We start from the raw sequence: 18180 nt of genomic DNA on the forward strand, positions 1-18180 counted from the left end.
CAGTTGGCCGTACGGACGCAACCGCGCTCGCTTCCACAACCGACCGGTCGGCGGTTCCATCACCTCGTTCTCGTCCACCCTGCGGACGGTGACCTCCCAGTCGTCCGCGCTGGACATGTCGAGATCCGCGAAACGCCAGGTCTCCTCGCCCACCGGGAAGGTCTCACCGAGCGTGACCTCGTGGGCGAAACTCTCGTCGCGCTGGAACGGCATGACGATGATCTCGGCACGCACCGGCGGCCCCACGTCGACCCAGCGCACCCCGAACCGTGCTGGTCCGACGCTCGCCGTCGCGTTGCTCGGCACGGCGGCTACGTGAGTGAACGAGCGCAAGGGCCCTGCCCTCCCAGTTTCCTCAGGCACGATCAGGTCCAGCATGTCGTTCGGCGCCGGCTCGACGCGCGGGCAGGCACATCGCGTGCGAGGCGTTCATTCGCCCTCGCCGTGGGCCGGCTGGCGCGGCCGGCTCCGCGCACTGCGCAACGATCGGGTAGCTCAGCGAATCGGCGGCTGTGCCGTCCACCCGTGCCGCTCTCATGGCTGCCCGTGCTCGTAGTTGGCGGGATCCGTAAACGTCCCGGGCGGGTGGATCTCGACGGGGGGAAAGTGGTCCATCTCCATCGGGGTCAGCCGGCCGATGAACTCGTACATCGACCAGGCCACCGCCCGCAGCTTCCGCTCCCGGGCGGCCGCCGCGGCCGGGGAAGGTGGGCCGACCAGGTCGAGCTCGCTGACAAAATAGACGCTCTCGTTGCCCAACTCCGCCGAGACGACCAACAGCCCACTGGCCGTACTCGCGATCACCAGCCAGGCTCGCGACAGCCAGGGGTCGCGGTGTCGACGCTGGGCGTGCACCAGGTCGAACGGAGGGTACTCGGGGTGGACGCCGAACAGCGGACCCGTCGGAAACAGGACGATCGGCATCCCCGGTATGTGGTGCATCACCTCAGGGTGCGCACCGTTGTTCCGACTGAGCCAGTCGCGGTAGCCGCGAGGCAGCTGGGCCCCGAGCGCGACCTCCAAGGACTGGAGCTGGGTCTCGTCGAGCTGGCCGTACGGCCGCAACCGAGCCCGCTTCCACAACCGCCCGGTCGGCGGCTCCATCACCTCACCCTCGTCCACCCGGCGGACGGTGACCTTCCAGTCGTGGGCGCTGGACATGTCGAGGTCAGCGAAGCGCCACACTTCCTCGCCCACCGGGAAGGTCTCACCGAGCGTTACCTCGTAGGCGAAGCTCTCGTCGCGCTGGAACGGCATGACAATGATCTCGGCACGCACCGGCGGCCCGACATCGACCCAGCGCACCCCGAAGCGGGCCGGCCCGACAGGCGTCGTCGTGTTGTTGCGGACGGCGGCCACATGAGTAAACGAGCGCACCAGCTCTCTCCCGGTTCCCTCAGGCACGATCAGGTGTCCAGCATGTCGTACAACGTCGGCTCGGCGGGAAGCACGAAACCGAGCACGTCGCGGGCGATCCGTTCGGCCTCCGCACGTTCGACAGGTGCCGGCGTCGCCTGCCCCGGCACCACGCCACCGACCGTCCAGTGCAGCGAGCGTCCCGAGCCGCCGACCTCGGACACCATCAGGCCCGCCACGCTACCGTCGGCGGCGAGCAACGTGAAGTAGTTGATCGCGTACCTATCGTCATCTAGATAGGTGCGACCGAGGGTGCGCGGTGGCGAGGCGGGCTTGGCCATCGGGCCGGGCTGATCGATCAGCGGAGCACCCGCGCTGGGAACGGCCAGCGGGCGGTCAACGATCTGCTCGGCGGACGATCGGTGCGACGGCAAAAGTGGCTGGACGTTCGCTACCGGGCCGCCGTACACCGAAGGCGACGGTGGAGCGGCAACCGGTGACTGCTCCAGGTGCGCGCACCAAGGCACCATCAGGTCCAGCATCGCCCGCACCGACATTGGCGACGGATGCTCCTTGTTCCAGGGGTTACGGAGCTGTACCTGGCCGTCCCGTACCGCGAGGATCTCGTAGACGTGCTCATCCTCAAGCCCGTAGGGCAAGGTGGTAAGCCCGGGGTACCTCTCCATCGACCACGTCGCGATGGTGATCGGGCTGCCGGCGGCGAGCAGGGCCGTCAGGTGTCGCTCGACCGCCGCCTCCCGTCCCGGCGTGGTATCGAGGAGCGTCTGCCGGGCCGGCAGGCCGGTGAGTTGGGTGAGCAGCTCGGCCTGCATCAGGGTGGTGCTGCCGACGTGGAGCCGCGCGTAGCCCAGCGGGGCGGCACGGTGCGGGTCATCTTTGCTCTCCCACGCACGCCACTCGCGCTGCCACTGCTCGTGCCGCTCCATGGTCCAGGTGCGGTCCACCGCGGCGAGCGCCTTCTCCAGCACCGCCGCCCACCCGACGCCGACTTCCGACTGGTCGGCATACGCGGCCCACGAACTGCCGGCATGCACCGGGACGTCGGGCCGCACGTTAATCCGGATGCGCCGCCCGGTCGCCGCCGCACCGTTGCCACGCAACACAGTTTCGTGCAGCAGGACGTCCACCGTGCCATCCGGTTGCGGCTCGAACAGCTGTGGAATGCTCTGCGGCCGATGCCCGGCGAGGGCCGCCATCGTGGCCAGCATCCCGCAGTCACCCAATATGCCCTGCTGCACCTGTGTCCGTCCGGGCGGGCCGTCGAAAAGCGGTGCCGGCTGGCCCGTTGCCGGGAACAGTGAACGACCGTATTCGATCGGATACTCGGCATCTGGGTCGGGCAGCGTTACCCGGTCGGCGGCCACGGCGGCCTCGCCGGGGGTAACCGTCGGGATGACCTCGACCTCGACCTCCGACTCGGACGGCATCATCGCCCGCAGGGCCTCGGTCAGCGCCGTTGGTACCAGCCCCATCCGCCGCGCGTCGGACTGGTAGTGGAAGCTGTGCGTGGCGAGTACCGCCATGGCGGCGGGATTCGACCCGTACTCGACGTTGAAGGCCGCATAGGTTCGCGATCGGTCCTCGGTCAGCAGCGCGTTGCGGCCGGCTGGGGTGTTCAGGTCGTACGCGGGTACGGACCTCTCCAGGTTGAACTCCGGGGCACCTTCGAGGGTGTACGGGCGCAGGTCGAAGCGGCCGGTCAGGTCGACGTAGATGCCCTCGGTGGCGAGCCGATCGGCCAACCGTGGGTCGTGCCGGCGGACCTGGTCCAGCAGGTTCGGCGGCAGGCCGATGAGCTGCCCGGCGAGGGCGGGCATCCGGGGTAGCGAGGACTGGCTCTGCTCCCCGTGCACGGCCAACTCCCGCAACTTCGCGGTCAGCTCGGCGGCGGGCGGCGGCTGGAAGTCGGGAGCCAGCCGGCCTCGGTAGTCGATGGCGCGGAACCGCTCGACCATCGTCTGGTTGGGGTTGAACGCCAGGGCGTCGGCCACCGCCTCCGGTGTGATCACCGGCAGGCTCAGCTGCATCACGTGGGTCCACACGTCGGCAGGCAGGGCGGCGAGGCGGGCGGCCGCGTCGGGCGTACCCCAGCGGAGGCCCAAGCGGTCGACCAGGGTGTCGATCTCGGCTCGCAGGGCGAGCCGGGCGGCGGGATCGGCCTGTGCGTACCAGGCGGCCATGAGGCGCAGTTCGGCCACCCGACCCCGGTCCCGGACCGAGACGCCGGCGGGATCTATCGGCCCCTCCGCCGCGCCCTGGTCGAAGAGCCCGACGTGGGCGGTACCAGTCTCGTGCCGGGCCAGTAGTTCGGCGGCCTCGTGCGCCACCGCACGGTCGACCGCCATGTCTCCGGCACGGTCGGCGACGGTGAGGGTGAAGGTGCCGTCCAGGTTGCGGATGGTCTGTGCCACGACGCCGTCGGCCAGCGGGGCGGCGGTGACCCGGACTCGCAGCGGCGCCACACCGGACGCGCGCAGCTCGAAGGCGTCCGGGCCGACCGCCACGATCTGGTCCGCGCCGACCTGCTCAGCCAGGGTGGGTAGCACCAGCCGGGCCCGGTCCACCACGGCCGGGGCGTCGGCGGCGGGTCGGCCCTGACCGTGGAACGCCGAGCCGGGCAGCGCCGCGACGGTGCTCCGAGCCAACTCGACGTGGGCGTACCAGGGGCTCATCAGGTCGAGGAAGGCGCGCAGCGGCATCGGGGCCGGATGCTGCGCGTTCCACGGGTTACGCAGCTGCACCTCGCCGTTCGTGACCGACACGATCTCGTACGCGTGCCCCGCGACCAGTCCGTACGGTGGCGTGCCGCCCGGTTGGGCAGCATAGGCGTCGGCCGGCCGGGTGCCGGTGATCATCGGGCTGCCGGCGGCCAACAGGGCTGCCAGTCGTGCCTCGACGTCGGCTTCCCGGCCCGGTGTCGGGTCCAGTTCACTGACCCCGGTCGGCAGGCCGGTGAGCTGGCTGAGCAACTCGGCCTGCACCAGGCGGCTGCTGCCGTTGTCCAGCCGGGCGTAGCCGAGCGGGGCCGCCTGGGTGGCGTCCACACCCGGCCGGGCGGTCCACTGCTGCTGCCACTGGTCGTGACGCTGCTGGGTCCAGGTACGGTCGATCGCCGCGATCGCCTTCTCCAGCAGCGACGCCCAGGCCGATCCGACCACAGACTGGTCGGCGTAGACGCTGTGGCCGTTCGAGTTGGGGTGCAACGGCACGTCCGGGAAGACGGTGACCCGCAGCTGTCGACCGGTGGGCGTGATCGCACGGTCGGGCCCACTTGTCTCGTGCAGCACCACGTCGACCGAGCCGTCCGGGTTCGGGTGGAACATCTGCGCGACGCTGTCCGAAAGTCGACCGGCGACCGAGCCGATCACGGCGATCATGCCGCAGTCGCCGAGCGCCCCCTGCTGTACGTCCTCCCGCTTCGGCGGCCCGTCGAACAGCGGCGGAGGTTGCCCGCTGCGGGCGTCCAGTGCCGACCCGTAGACCGGACCGGGCTGGTTGGCCGATTCCGGTGGCAGAGTCACCCGGTCGGCCGAGACCCGGATCTCGGCCGCTGTCTCCTGCGTCGCGGAGTTCTCCACGGTCGCGCCGGTGGCCGTCGGCGCGGGGGTGATGCTGCGCAGGACGTCGGTCAGGACGTCCGGCACCAGTCCCATCCACCTCGCGGTGCCCTGGTAGTGGAATTCGTGTCCGGTGAGCAGGGCGGCTGCCTGGTCACCGTGGAGACCACGCAGCGCCGCGCGGGCGCGTTGTCGGTCCTCGTGCAGTTGGGCGCGCCGCCCGTCCTCGGTGGTCAGGTCGAATGCCGGGCGTGCGGCGCCGAGGTCGACGGCGGGCACGTCCGGCACCATGTAGGGGCGCAGGTCGTAGCGGCCGGTCAGGTCGACGTAGATGCCCTCGGTGGCGAGCCGGTCGGCGAGTTGCGGATCCACCGCCCGGATCCGGTTGAGTTGTGCCTGCGGGACACCGACGATCTGTCCGGCGAAGGCGGACATCCGTGGCATGCCGGCCTGCGCGTGTTCAGCCTCGGTCGCCAGGTCCCGCAGCCGGGCGTCCAGGTCCGCCTGCTGGGGCACCTGGAAGTCCGGAGCCAGTCTGGCCCGGTAGTCGATCATCCTGATCCGCTCGACCTCGGTGAGGGTGGCGGCACCGGCCAGCACGGTGGAGACCGCGTCGGTCGTGATCGACGGCACGCTGAGCCGCATGAGGTGCGCCAGCACGTCCCGAGGTAGCACCGCCCACCGCGACCGGACGTCCGGGTCACCGACCCGCAGGCCGAGGTGACCGGCGAGGGCGTCGATCTCGGCGCGCACGGCGGGTCGGGCGGCCAGGTCGGCGGCGGCGTACGTGGCGGCGAGCAGCCGGATCTCCGCCATTCGACCTCGGTCGTGGGCGGTGAGCCCCGCCGGGTCGATGGGGCCCTGGATGTTGCCCGGGTCCAGCGGACCGACAAGCGCCCGGCCGGCCTCGTGCAGCGCTGCCAACTCGGCGACCTCGTGCGCCAACGCCCGCGCCACCACCGGATCGGCGGCCCGCTCGGACACCGTGACGGTGAGGACGCCGTCCGGGTCGCGGGTCGATCGGGCCACCAGGCCGTCGGGCAACGGAGCACTGGCGAGCCGTACGGTAAGCGGTTGCTGCCCGGCAGAGTGGATCTCGAACAGGTCCGGCCCGACCGGGGCCACCGCGTCCACCTGGGCGTACTGCGCGATCTGCGGCAGCGCGGACCGGGCCAGATCCAGCACCGCCGCCGGGTCGGCGACCGGGCGACCCAGACCGTGGAAGGTGGAGCCCGGAACGGCACCGGCGGTGATCGAGTCGCCCGTCGATACGCTGGCGTCATGGCCACGCCCGCCGAGCTGTACGCCGCCATCCTCGCCGACCCCGACGACCTCGACCTGCGGCGACGCTACGCCGACGCCATCGAGACCACCGATCCCGAGCGGGCCGAGCTGATCCGCCTCGACCTGGAAGGGGCCGACGGCACCCGGGAGATGCTGTTCCTGCACCGGCGGATCCACCCGCGCCTCGCCGATCCCGTCGCTCACCTGCTCGTCGACTGGCGAATCCGCAACGGACTGATCGAATCGGTCACCATGACCGCGCGTACCCTCATCGACCACGGCGACGAGGTCTGGGCCCACCACCCCGTCCGCCACCTGGTCCTGACCGAAGCCGCCGGACTCATGACCGACATCGCCCAGGTCGCCTGCCTCGACCGCCTGGTCGCCCTCGACCTGCGCGGGAACCCGATCGGCGACGACGGACTCGCCACCCTCGTCGACTCCCCGCACCTGCGCCGGATCCGCTGGCTGGGCCTGGCGCGCTGCGGCATCGGCCCGGCCGGAGCCGAGACCCTCGCCGCCACCCGCAATCTGCCCGCCCTGCGCTACGTCGACCTGCGGCGCAACCCCGTCGAGGTCACCGCTCAGGGCCACGGGCAGCACATCGACGGATCGCCCGTCTGGGTCGAGATGCCTCCGCTCGGGCAGGAATTGATCGCCCGGTACGGCCCGCTGCCCTGGCTCGACATCCAATGGGGCTGGAGGTTGTACAGCATCGCCCTCTGGGACGAGGTCTGAAGGAGGATCCGGCGGCGCGGCGCCGCCGACCAGCGGCGACACCGGCGGGACACCGCGGTTCGCCTCGGCGATTCGCTGGGCGTGGAACCGGATGCTGGGCGGGATGCCCTGCGAGTCGTCCGGCAGTGCCGCTGCCTGACGCAGGACGACCTCCGTCAGGCCCTCGTCGACCCTGGCCAGGAGTGCCCCGGCCACGCTGGCACCGCCGAGGACCCTGAGCTGACCACTGCGGTCACGTAGCCCCAGCAGGTCAGGGACCGGGTCCTTCGTTCGGATGGACGGTCCTTCAAGTGTTGCCAACTCGATCTCGGACAGCAGGGTGTGCACGCCACCGGGAAGCCGGGGCTCCTGCCCGATCGAGAGCACCACTCGGTCGTAGACCTGCTCGGTACCGTCGCTGAACCCGACGACGAACGCTCCGTCGACCGTGTGTCGGATGCCGACAATGCTGCGCATCGACCTGTCCGACACGCGGGCCTGGGCAGCGTCTGAGTACGCACCGAGGCCGGGCAGGTTGTTACGCCGGTTGTCACCGCCGCTGAAACTGAACTCCAGTTGGGCTCGGGCGTCGACGACGGGATCACCCGTCACCCGGTCGGCCGGTAGCGGCCTGGCCTGGGCCGACCAGTCGATGCGCCCGGCTGCGGAGGCAGCGGCCTGCTCGATGTCCCACGCCCCGGACGGTCCCGCCCCGTAGACCAGTACCCGGTCGCCCGGCTGGTAGGTGTCGGCCAGGTTCTGTCCGCCGAAGTCGACCGGCGGCGCGGCCGGGCGGGGATCGGTGAACGAGCCGTCCCGGGCATGGCCGAGACGGGCCGCAACCTCCTCGGGCAGTGCCCGTACGTCCACCGGGTCGCCCGCCGGGTCGTGCACCTGCCCGGTCAGGATGTTCACCGCGTGGCCGCTGGACGGGTCGATCACCAACGGATCGGTCAGTTGACCGCTGAGATCGGTGAGCAGCGGAAGGTCCAAGACACCCGTACCGCCGAGGACGGCTCGTACGTGCGGGGGGAGGCTTTCCAGACCGATGACCGCACCGGCGGGGTCGCGGAACACCGGCGTGGTCCCGGAGCGGCTCACGCGGTAACCGGTGGCGGGGTCGACGTAGTCGCCGGCGGTACCGGTCGGCGCGGTGGGCACCCGGGAAGGGCCGGGGCCGGTTGCGATGTCCAGTGCCGCCGTGAAGACCTCCCGGCCGCCGATGGTCACCCGGAAGTTCGCACCGTCGGGCCATCCGGTGGCGTCAGCTGGGCGCGGCGTGACCGAGGTGGCCAGTCCCTGGTAGGTGGGCATGCCGTTGAGCGCACGGGCCGCGCCCACCGCGTCGGCGAACACATCGGACGGAGTGAACCCGGTCCCCTCCTCGGCCAGGTCGGACGGTTGGAACGGCAGCCCGGGAAGTTCCAGCTCGGAGGGGACCTGCCCCATCAGCAGCGTCTGCCGCTCCGCCCACGGGTCGTGCCCCTGGGAGACGCAGAGCACCGCTGGGAGGCCGGCCCCCGAGTCGGCGGGAGCGCCAAGCGTGACGAAGTCAGCGGTGGCGGCCCAACCCCCACCGATCACCAACCGGCCGAAGACGTGGTCGGGTGCCGCATCCAGCGCGGAGTCCACCCGGGCGGTCAACGCGAGGTCGGCCTCGTTGCGTAGGGCGGTCGCCTGCTGCGCCCAGGCTCGGGCCTCAGCACGGACCGCCGATTGAGCGGCGCGCAGCTGCGCGAGGAGTTGCTGCCCGTCGCTCTGGGCGAGCCCGAGCAGGTTCTCGACCTCCGGGGCGAGGGTGCCGAGATGGTTCCGGATCAGATCCAGGCGCGCCTGGGCCGCTTTCGGGCCGACCATCGGCACGTTGGCAGCGTGTCCGTGAACGGGCGCGGCAGGCTCCTGCTCCAGCAGCCCGGAGGAGACGAGCAGACTCAGCGCCTCGGCTCGTAGTTGACCGGCTCGGCCCGGCTCGGACGTGGCGGCGCTTTCCGCGAGTACGACCCGCAGTTCGGCGAGGCGGCCCATGTCTCGGGCGGTGAGAGGCCGGGAACCGTTGCCCGCCGTTCGAGCGCCCTCGGCGAGCGCCGTGGTGGCGTCGACGCGCAGCCCCGCGGCCCGATCCTGAGCGACGGTGTCCACCTCGGCAAGGGCCGCGGCCACGGCACGGTGGACGTGGTCCGGATGCGCCCCGGTCGACACCCGCACCACCGCGCCGTCGGGGTGGTACTGCACGGTGGCAACGGGGACGAGCGGCACGTTCGCCGCCGGATCGGTCAGCTCGATGCGTACCCGGTACGGGCCGTCAAGCGTGTCCAGGGTTACGGTGCCGGTGGCCGGGTCGACGCGGGCACGGTCGGGCAGTGCCCCGCCGTCCACCGCGGCCTGGATGGCCTCCCCGGTCCGGGCCGGATCGGCGTCGAGCAGCGCACCACCGAAGGTCGTACCGGCGGCGGCCCGGCGGAGATCGGGCCCCTCAGCGTCGATCGCGGAGTCGATGCCCGGCCCCGGAGGGCCACCGGGGCCGGTAGGTCCGGTGCTCCCGGTCGGGTCGTCCGACGGCATCGAGCCGTCGGTCCGGGTCAGACTGTCGGCTCCGCCTCGGGCCACACCTGGCGACCCTTGATCCTGCCCTCCCGTCGCGCCTGCGCGTACTCCTCCATCACCCGACGCGGCGGCAGGCTGGTGTGTGCTGTGACCACTCCCGAGCGGTCGATGATGTAGCTGCCCTGGCCCACGTGCATCCCCGAGGCCCGCTCCTGCTCCGAGAGTCTCTCCCGGGCCAGCCAGCCGAACTCGAACTCCCGTAGCAGGATCGGATTCCCAGTCCGCAGCAGTCGGCTGATCAGCGTCAGCGCCTCGTCCTCGGTCAACTCGCCCCTCTCCGTCAGGCACCATCATCGCCCAGAGCGCGTGGGTTTCCCGCACATCGGCGGCGGGCATCTCCGCCGACGTCGTCCCGGTCTGCGGATCCCACCACACCGGCGCGTCGGCGCCCGCCGGAAAGACGATCACGAAGGCGTGCGAGCTGTCGACCTCAGGTCGGCCAGCCTCGTCGAGGACCACGTTCCCGGCCGCGTCGAGCAACAGCCAGTCGGCCACCACCAGCGCCGACGCCCCGGGGCCGGCGTCCGCCACCTGCCGGTAGAGGTCCGCGTACTGGGCGGTGACCGCATCCGTACGGGCGGACAGGTCCATCGGCAGGTTGCCGGAACCACCGATCCATTCGCCGCCGATCCACGCCTCGGCGCGCTCCAGTCCGCCCCGCTCGCCGGTGACGCGATCGATCGAGCCGTCGACGAAGCGATCCGCCCAGCGCGGTACGGACACCTGCGGCTCGCCGTGGAAGCTGGCCAGCGCCGCCAGCGACGAGTCGAGGCAGTTGTTGCCGCGACCGGGCTGTTCTGGTCCACCGTCATTCACCAGCAGCCCGTACGGATGGGTCGACGGATCCGCGAAGACCGCGTACCCCTGCCCGGTGGCGAGGCTCGCCGCGAGATCGTCCTGGAAACGTGGATCTTCGAGCGGAGCCAGTTCACCCGGCCCGAACCGTCGGCTCTCCGGCAACGACAGGCCACGAGGGGCGGTGCTCGCGCCGTCCGTCGATACGCTGCCGTCATGGCCATGACCGCCGACCTCTACGCCACCATCCTCGCCGACCCCGACGACCTCGACCTGCGGCGACGCTACGCCGACGCCATCGAGACCACCGACCCCGAGCACGCCGAGCTGATCCGCCTCGACCTCGACGGCGGGAGTACCCCCCGACGTCTGCTGCTCGGGCGCAGGATCGGACCGCGACTCGCCCGCCCCGTCGAGCGGCTGGTCGACGACTGGCGGCTGCGGCGCGGATTCGTCGAGTCGGTGACCATGCGTGCCGACGCCTTCCTCGACCACGGAACCGAGGTCTGGCGAAGCGTTCCCGTTCGGCACCTGGTGCTTACCGATGTCTCCGGACGCATCGCCGACATCGCCGCGTCGCCCCTGCTGGGACAACTGGTCGGGCTGGACCTGGGCGGAAACCCCATCGGCGACACCGGCGTGCGGCACCTCGCTGGATCGGGCTGCCTGGGCCGGCTGCGCTGGCTCGGTCTGTCCCGTTGCGATGTCGGTGCCGACGGGGCCGAGGCGTTGGCCGCCAGCCGCAACCTCCCCCGCCTGCGCTACGTCCAGTTCGACCGCAACCGGGTCGAGATCCTGCCGTACGGCGTCGGTCAGGACATCGACGGCAGACCGATCGACGTCGAGGTGCCCGCCCTCGGGCAGCGACTTCTCGACCGGTTCGGACCGCTGCCCTGGCTCGACGTCCGCTGGGCCTGGGAGGGCCCCCCGAGGTACCACGACGTCTAGGTTGTCCGGCCCGGACGGGGCACCGGGTACGGCCTGGCTGTCACCCGGTGCGCTCGGCGGTGCGGGTCGATTGGCCTCGGCGATGCGCTGGGCATGGAACCGGATGCTGGGCTGGATGCCGCGGGAGTCGTCGGGCAACGCGTTGGCCTGGGCGGTCAGGAGGGCACGGACGTCCGACGGGTTGGACGTCTCGGCGACCACACCCGGAGCGACGCTCGCCGCACCCAGGACGCGGAGCCGCCCTGAGGCATCACGAAGGCCCAGCACGTCGGTTTCGGCGTCCGGCACTGCCACAGGTCCGTCCAGCGGCTCCAGCCCGAGCCCGGATACCAGGTTGGCGACACCCCCCGGGAAGTCGGCCGCCTGGCCGATCGAGAGCACCACCCGGTCGTACGCCTGGCGGCTGCCGTCGGTGAACTCCACCAGGAAGCCGCCGTCGACGGTGTGCCGGAGGCTGACGATCTCCCGGAGCGACAGGTCGACCTGGCTCCGCACCGTGTCGGCGTAGGCACCGACGTCGGGCAGCGTGTTCCGCCGGTTGTAGCCGCCGCCGAAGCTGTGCCGCAGACGCGCCTCGGCGTCCTGGTCCGGGTCACCGGTGAGCTGGCCGGGCGGCGGGTCCACGGCGCGGGCCGACCAGTCGACGCTCGCGGCGGGCGACGCCACTGCCTGCTCGATGTCCCACGCGCCGGAGGCGCCCGCGCCGAAGACGAGCACCCGGTCACCGGGACGGTACGCGTCGGCGAGGTTCTGCCCACCGAAGTCGACAGGTGGCGCGGCCGGCCGAGGATCAGTGAAGGACCCGTCCGGAGCGAAGCCCAGCCGAGCCGCGACCTCGGTGGGCACGGCACCGGTGTGCACCGGCGAGCCGCCGGAGTCGACAACCTGGCCGGTGGTGACGTCCACCGCGTACCCGGACATCGGGTCGACCACCAGCGGATCGGTGGGCCGCCCGGTCAGGTCGGCGAGCAGCGGCAGATCACCCCGGCTGGTGCCCGGGCCGCCGAGGACCGCTCGTACCTGCGGCGGCAGGCTCTCCGGTGCGATCTGGTTGCCGTCCGGGTCCTGGAACAGCGGCGTGCCGCCGGAGCGGTCGACGCGGTACCCGGTGTCCGGGTCGACGTATGCGCCGGTGGCGTTCGTCGGGACGCTGGGTACCCGGGACGGTCCCGGCCCGCTGGCGATGTCGACGGAGGTGGTGTAGATGTCCCGGCCGTTGACGGTCACCCGGAAGTTGGCGCCGTCGGGCCAGCCCGTGGCGTCGGCCGGTCGAGGGGTGATCGAGGTGGCGGTGCCCTGGTAGGTCGGCATGCCGGAGAGCGCGCGCGCCGCGCCCACCGCGTCGGCGAAGACGTCCGACGGGGTGAACTGGGTGCCCTCCTCGGCCAGGTCGGCCGGCTGGAACGGTAGACCGGGAAGTTCCAGCTCGGAGGGGACCTGCCCCATCAGCAGCGCCTGGCGCTCCGCCCACGGGTCGTGTCCCTGGGACACGCAGAGCACCGACGGCAGGCCGTGGCCGGCGTCCGCCGCGGCACCCAGGGTGACGAAGTCGGCGGTCGCGGCCCAACCGCCACCGATGACGAGCCGGTCGAAGACGTGGTCGGGCGTCACGCCCAGGGTGGCGTCCACCCTGGCGGTCAACGCCAGATCGGCCGCGTCGCGCAGGGCGGTGGCCTGCTGCGCCCAGGCCCGCGCCTCGGCACGGATCGCCGACTGGGCCGCCCGGATGTCGGTTACGAGCTGTTGACCACCACCGTGCGCGAGCCCGATCAGGGCCTCCACCTCGGTGGCGAGCGGACCGAGGAGATGGTGGATCAGGTCGAGGCGGGCCTGGGCCGCTTCCGGCCCGACCACCGGTGTGTTGCCACCGAGCCCGTGCACGACGTGCGCCGGTTCCTGTTCGAGGAGACCGGAGGCGACGAGCAGACTCAGTGCCTCGGCACGGAGTTGACCGGCGGTGCCCGGATCGGCGGCGGTGGCGCTGTCGGCGAGCACCACCCGCAGCTCGGCGAGGTGGCCGAGGTCGCGTGCGGTCAGCACGCGGGTGCCGTCGCCCTCCGGCCGGGCGCCCTCGGCGAGTGCGGTGGTCGCGTCGAACCGCAGCCCCTCGGCCCGTTGCTGGGCGATCGCGTCCACTTCGGCGAGAGCCGCCGCCACCGCCCGCCGGACGTGGTCCGGGTGGGCGCTCGTGGACACCTGCACGACGGCCCCGTCGGCGGTGTAGCGGATGGCGGCCACTGGTGCGACCGCCGCGTCCGCCGCAGCCGGGGTCGGCTCGACGCGTACCGGATAGGGACCGTCGAGGGTGGCCAGGGCGACTGTGGCGGTGGCGGGGTCGGCGCTCGCCCCGTCGGGTAGTGGCCCGGTGGTCAGGGCCGCCTCGACGGCGATCGTGGTACGCGCGGGGTCGGCGTCGAGCAGCGCACCACCGAAGGTCGTACCGGCTGCCGCCTGCCGCAGGTCGGGGCCGTCCGGGTCGGCTGCGGGCCCGGGGTCGCCCGGCGGCGGGTCGACGGACGATGGCCCGACCTCCCCGGCCGGTTCGGCCGGCGGCGTCAGGCCGTCGGTTCCTCCGTCGGCCAGACCTGCCGACCCGTCATCCGGCCCTCCCGGCGGGCCTGCGTGTACTCCGCGATCAGCAGCGGTACCGGCAGACTCATCTGAACTGTGATCACTCCCGTCCGGTCGATGATGTAGCTCCCGTGGCCCAGTTGCCTGCCCTCCGCCCGTTCTTGTGGGGACAGCTGTTCCTTCGCCAGCCAGCCGAACTCGAACGGGTGCAGCTCGATCTCGTTCGCCGTGCCGAGCAGGCGCCTGATCAGCGTCTGCGCCTCGTCCTCTGTCATCGGTAACCCTTTCCGCCATGGTCTCCATCGACCACAGCGCATACGTCTGTGCCAGGTACGCGGCCGGGGGCTGCGGCCACGTCGTCCCTCGTTGCGGATCCCACCAGACCGGCCCGTCGGCACCCTCCGGATACACCAGGACGAAGGCGTGCGAGTCCTGGACCTGCACGTGCCCCCGGTCGAGGACGAGATCGCCGCTGAGGGGATCCGTCCGGACCCATTCGGCCACGACGAGGGCCGCCGAACCCGGACCGGCCGCCGCGACACGCTGATGAAGCTGCGCGTACTGCTCGGCGACGGCCGCGGCGTGCTCGGCCGGAGTCGTCGGCAGCCCCTCCGATCCGCCGGACCACTCGACGCCGAGCCACTCCTCGGCCCGGTCGAGCCCACTCGCCTCGCCGGTCACCGTCTCGATCGAACCGTCCGGCCGGATGTCCAGCCAGCGGGGGAAGGACACCCGGGGGTCTCCGAAGAAGCTCGACAGCGCCGAGAGCGCGGAGTCCATACAGTTGTTGGCGCGACCCGGCTGACCCGGGCCGCCGTCGTTGACGAGCTGACCGTACGGGTGGGTGGACGGATCGGCGAACAAGAGATAGCCGCCCGGCGTACGCAGGCTCTGCTCGACCTCCCACTGGTAGCCGGGATCCTCCAACGGTGCCAGCTCACCCGGCCCGAGGCGCCGGGTCTGCGCCAGACCATGGTCGGTGTCGAGCGGTACCGACGGGATTCCGGCCGTGACCGGCGAACCCGGGCCGGCCTGGTCCGACTCGCCTGGCTGAGCCGGAGCACCTGTGCCGTCCGCGGTCAGATCGCCGAGCGGCAGATCTGCGTCAGCTCGTCCTCCGTCGGCAACGGCACCGTCGCGAAGTGCGCCACCTGGCGCTCGGCCGTCGCCCGGTCGACCTGCTGGATCTCGTGGCGTTCCGGATTCGCCCACAGGATCGCCGCCGCCACGTCCGGGCGGAACGTCCACGCCCGCTTCGGTCGGTCCCAGATCACCGCCTGGGTCGGCCCGGCGCTGTCCGCCTCCGCGATCAGGTTGACCGGCGGGCCGTCCGGATCCTCCGGTCTGCGCAGGAGGAAGTAACCGAACGTCAGCGCTGCCATGCGCGCCCCCCATCAGGTCAGGGTCCAGACCCGGCAGGTCGGACAGGGCCACTCCGCGCGCGTCCACCTCGGCGTTGATGCCGTGCGGATCGGTCAGGATCTGACCGGCCTCGGTCCGCGCCTCGGCCAGGGCGTCGAGCATGGTGGCCCGGTCGGTGTCCGGCAGCCCGTCCAGGAAGCGACTGTCAGGTGTGGCGTCGGAGTCGTTCAGTCCGTCGGATCCGGGGCCGGCCAGACCTGCCGGCCGGTGATCCGACCCTCCCGGCGGGCCGCCGCGTACCGTCTCATGATCAACAGCGGCGGCAGGCTGGGATGCACGGTCACCACCCCCGTCTGGTCGATGATGAAGACCCCCTGGCCCAGCTGCCGGCCCTGCGCCCGCTGCTGCGGGGAGAGCGTCTCCTGGGCCGCCCAGCCGAACTCGAACGGGAACACCGCCACCGGGTTGTCCGTCCCCAGCAACCTGGTCATCAGTTGCCGGGCTTCCTCCCTGCTCATCGGCATGGGCGGGCTGCACCTCCACTGCCCCGTCCGGCTGGTTCGGGTCGACGTTGCCGGGGCGGCCGGCCGGGATGGAGTTCTGGTCCCGCCCACCCGCCGGCAGATCCGCAGTCGAGTCCGGTGGCACCGGTGCCGGTGTCTTGGCTTCGGGCCTGGCCGGGCCGACCGGATCACCTTCGGCGTCCAGCACGATCGACCAGACGCCGTCCACCTCACCGGCGTAGAGCGGGGCGATGTCGGAGACCACACCACGCTGCCCGTCAACCCAGATGATCGTGCCGTTGTGGTTCACGGCGTTCCAGGTGTGGGCGCGGCCATCAGGGCCCGGCCACTGGCCGATGATGAGGGCAGCGGCCCCGGGACCAGCCGCGCGGAGAGCGTCAGCGACCGCATCCAACCCGCGAGCGCCACTGCCGTGGTGTCCGAAGGTGGAGCCCAGTGCCTGCTCCTGCCGGGTGGTGCTGCCCCGTTCCACCTCGGCTGACGGGACTGTCGGCGCCGCTACCTCGGGACGTCCGTACCAGGCCGACAGGACGGACAGCCCAACATCGGCGCAGTTCGTTGCGCGTCCTGGAACGGTCGGCCCGCCATCGTTTAGCAGGTCGGCCCACGAACCGAGCCGTGGATCCGGGTGCACGGCAGGTCGTCCCGTCGCCGGATCCCGAATAACGGCCGCGTCGAGCGCATCCTGATCGGCTTGGTCCGGCGGCAGCAGACCCTCCGGCTGCCCGTACGGCCGGCCGTCGCTCAGTGGCAGCCCATTGCCCACCACCCCGGGTACCGGCGGTTGGTAGACGGTGACGTCTCGCTCGGGGTCGGTGATCGGCTCGACATTGAACTCCGGCAGGAAGTGCGCACACGAGCGGCACGGCGGCCGATAGTGCCCGAGCTCGTATGTGACGCCACCGGACCGAGCGGTGGCGATCTGATGTGTCACGATCTTCGCGCCTCGGAGAGCGTCCAGGGCATATTGTTCGAAGTTCCCCGGCTCCCCAGCGTTCCGCCATTGCTGTTCCAGTAGGTAGAGCTGGTCGGAAATCAGGGCAACCTCGGCGCACTTGCCATGTCCACCGCCCTTCGCCGTACGCAGCGCCGTTGCTGCACGATCAAGCGCCGCCTGTGCGAGCGGATGTACTGCGGGTTGGGTGGCCGGGTTGGTGCTCTTGTCGGCGGTCATGCTGGTGTGCGTGGTGATGCTGCCGTCGGGCATCAGCAGTGCGCCGGCCATGCCGGGCTGCTTGCCCTTGGATATCGTTCCGGCCTTCACCTCCCGCCGGACGGTCTCGGCCAGCGTCCGGGACGCCTCGATCAGGGCCTGCTCCGCTTCGGGACCGTTGGGGTCGCCGTCCACCGACGTCGGCTCCAGCTGCCAGCTGTGGGTGCCGCGTCCGGTCGGTCCCTGCGACCGCCTGAGGGTCTGCGGGTCGACCGGACCGGTCGCCGTCTCGGTGCCGGGGTTCGTCGGCCCGCTCTGGACGGTGCCGCTGCTGGTGGGCACCGGGATCACGACCGGCCCGTCGGTGCGCTGCTGGGCCGGATCGGTGGGCTCGGAGTTCGGGTCCGTTTCCGTGTCGGCGGTCGGAGCCGCGTCCAGAGACGGCGTCGCCGGCTCGACACCCGCCGTGTGTGCCGGCACCGTCGGGCCGAGCTGGTCGGCCGGCACGGGTGTCGGCGCGTCCGGCCTCGACTGTCCCGGTTGGGTCGGAGTGGCCTGTTGGGCCGGCGTGCCCGGCTGTTGGGTGGGCCCGACCTGTTGCGTGGATGCGGTGGGCTGCGTGGGGTTCGTCGTGGTCGGGCCCGTTGCGGGCGCGAGGGAGATCGAGCCGGCCGTGTTCGCCGCTGTCGGGTTGACGGTCGGTCCGACCGGCGCACCCCGGCCGGGGGTCGGTTGCGTGGCGGTGTTTCCGGAGGGCTGCTGGGTGCCTGCGGTCTGGGTACCGCTCGTGGTCGGCGTCGAGCTGTTGGGGGTGTTCGCCACCTGCGGGCCGGCTGCGGCAGGTGCACCAGTGGGGGACGCCGGGGTCGTTACGGCGGTCGGGCCCGTTGGCGTGACCGTGGCAGGAGGTGTCCCGACCGTTGGAGCGGCGGGTGCCGTCACCGGGGATGCGGTCGCCGTACCCGGTAGCACGGTGGCCGGCATGTCCCCGGCGACGGAGGAGCCTGCTGTGTCGACGTCGGTGACGTCGGACACCGGGCTGCCGGTCATCGTCCGGCCGGACCCGGTCGAGCCGTCGCCGGTCGGGGCGGCGGTCACCTCCGGCGGCGGGGCAGTGACCAGCCCACCGTCGGTCTGAACCGTCGCCTCGCTCGTCGTCCGGTCGCTGACGGCGGTGTCGGTGTTCGTATCGGTGCTGGTCCGGTCCGTGCCGGGTGATTCGGTGACCGGCGTGCTCCGGCCATCCGGTGCGCCGCCCTGGTCGTTGGCGGTGGTACCGCCGTCACTG

Annotated in this window: 7 protein-coding genes and 2 pseudogenes (1 of these 9 only partly in view); 2 read left to right on the plus strand and 7 right to left on the minus strand. The window is 71.8% G+C overall.

Going from position 1 to position 18180, the window contains the following annotated elements:
* From O7605_RS00355 to O7605_RS32020, 3 genes are all read right to left on the minus strand, one after another.
* A protein-coding gene (locus tag O7605_RS00355) for a DUF6406 domain-containing protein (RefSeq protein ID WP_269737381.1) crosses the window boundary here: on the minus strand, window positions 1–378 show its beginning. The gene continues 513 nt to the left of window position 1, outside the view; only the first 378 of its 891 coding nucleotides appear in the window; it begins with the start codon at window positions 376–378; its stop codon lies off the left edge, out of view.
* A gap of 156 nt (window positions 379–534) precedes the next feature.
* Complete coding sequence (locus O7605_RS00360) at window positions 535–1377, minus strand: DUF6406 domain-containing protein (protein WP_269737382.1); 843 nt, start codon at window positions 1375–1377, stop codon at window positions 535–537.
* A gap of 29 nt (window positions 1378–1406) precedes the next feature.
* On the minus strand, window positions 1407–5750 hold the full coding sequence (locus tag O7605_RS32020; RefSeq protein WP_443083849.1) for a C2 family cysteine protease: 4344 nt from the start codon (window positions 5748–5750) through the stop codon (window positions 1407–1409).
* 810 nt (window positions 5751–6560) lie between these two features.
* Between O7605_RS32020 and O7605_RS32025 the strand changes: the two genes are divergently transcribed.
* Window positions 6561–6956: a hypothetical protein gene (locus tag O7605_RS32025; RefSeq protein WP_443083850.1), complete on the plus strand. Its 396-nt coding sequence runs from the start codon at window positions 6561–6563 to the stop codon at window positions 6954–6956.
* Between the two features lie 2946 nt (window positions 6957–9902).
* Here O7605_RS32025 and O7605_RS32030 read toward each other — a convergent pair.
* From O7605_RS32030 to O7605_RS32035, 4 genes and pseudogenes are all read right to left on the minus strand, one after another.
* Window positions 9903–14633: pseudogene (locus O7605_RS32030) on the minus strand (toxin glutamine deamidase domain-containing protein); the annotation flags it as partial.
* A 299-nt stretch (window positions 14634–14932) separates the two neighbouring features.
* Window positions 14933–15235, minus strand: coding sequence for a hypothetical protein (locus O7605_RS00370; RefSeq protein ID WP_269737384.1), 303 nt, complete (start codon window positions 15233–15235; stop codon window positions 14933–14935).
* Window positions 15236–15442: 207 nt separating this feature from the next.
* Window positions 15443–15739, minus strand: a complete 297-nt coding sequence (locus tag O7605_RS00375) for a hypothetical protein (protein WP_269737385.1) — start codon at window positions 15737–15739, stop codon at window positions 15443–15445.
* 256 nt (window positions 15740–15995) lie between these two features.
* A pseudogene (locus O7605_RS32035) lies at window positions 15996–17942 on the minus strand (YwqJ-related putative deaminase); the annotation flags it as partial.
* Here O7605_RS32035 and O7605_RS00380 point away from each other — a divergent pair.
* The gene (locus O7605_RS00380; protein WP_269737386.1) at window positions 17875–18030 is read left to right on the plus strand and encodes a hypothetical protein; all 156 of its coding nucleotides are present in this window, start codon (window positions 17875–17877) and stop codon (window positions 18028–18030) included. The pseudogene O7605_RS32035 and the gene O7605_RS00380 overlap by 68 nt on opposite strands.
* Window positions 18031–18180: the final 150 nt, after the last annotated feature.

The sequence above is a fragment of the Verrucosispora sp. WMMA2121 genome (genome assembly GCF_027460185.1).
Lineage (GTDB): Bacteria > Actinomycetota > Actinomycetes > Mycobacteriales > Micromonosporaceae > Micromonospora > Micromonospora palythoicola.

What these genes read in the sequence shown, in the direction of transcription:
- O7605_RS00375 (WP_269737385.1), bottom strand. Translation starts at nt 15,739, where the DNA reads ATGCCGATGAGCAGGGAGGAAGCCCGGCAACTGATGACCAGGTTGCTG.
- O7605_RS32020 (WP_443083849.1), bottom strand. Translation starts at nt 5,750, where the DNA reads ATGGCGGAGATCCGGCTGCTCGCCGCCACGTACGCCGCCGCCGACCTG.
- O7605_RS00370 (WP_269737384.1), bottom strand. Translation starts at nt 15,235, where the DNA reads ATGGCAGCGCTGACGTTCGGTTACTTCCTCCTGCGCAGACCGGAGGAT.
- O7605_RS32025 (WP_443083850.1), top strand. Translation starts at nt 6,561, where the DNA reads ATGACCGACATCGCCCAGGTCGCCTGCCTCGACCGCCTGGTCGCCCTC.
- O7605_RS00380 (WP_269737386.1), top strand. Translation starts at nt 17,875, where the DNA reads ATGTCCCCGGCGACGGAGGAGCCTGCTGTGTCGACGTCGGTGACGTCG.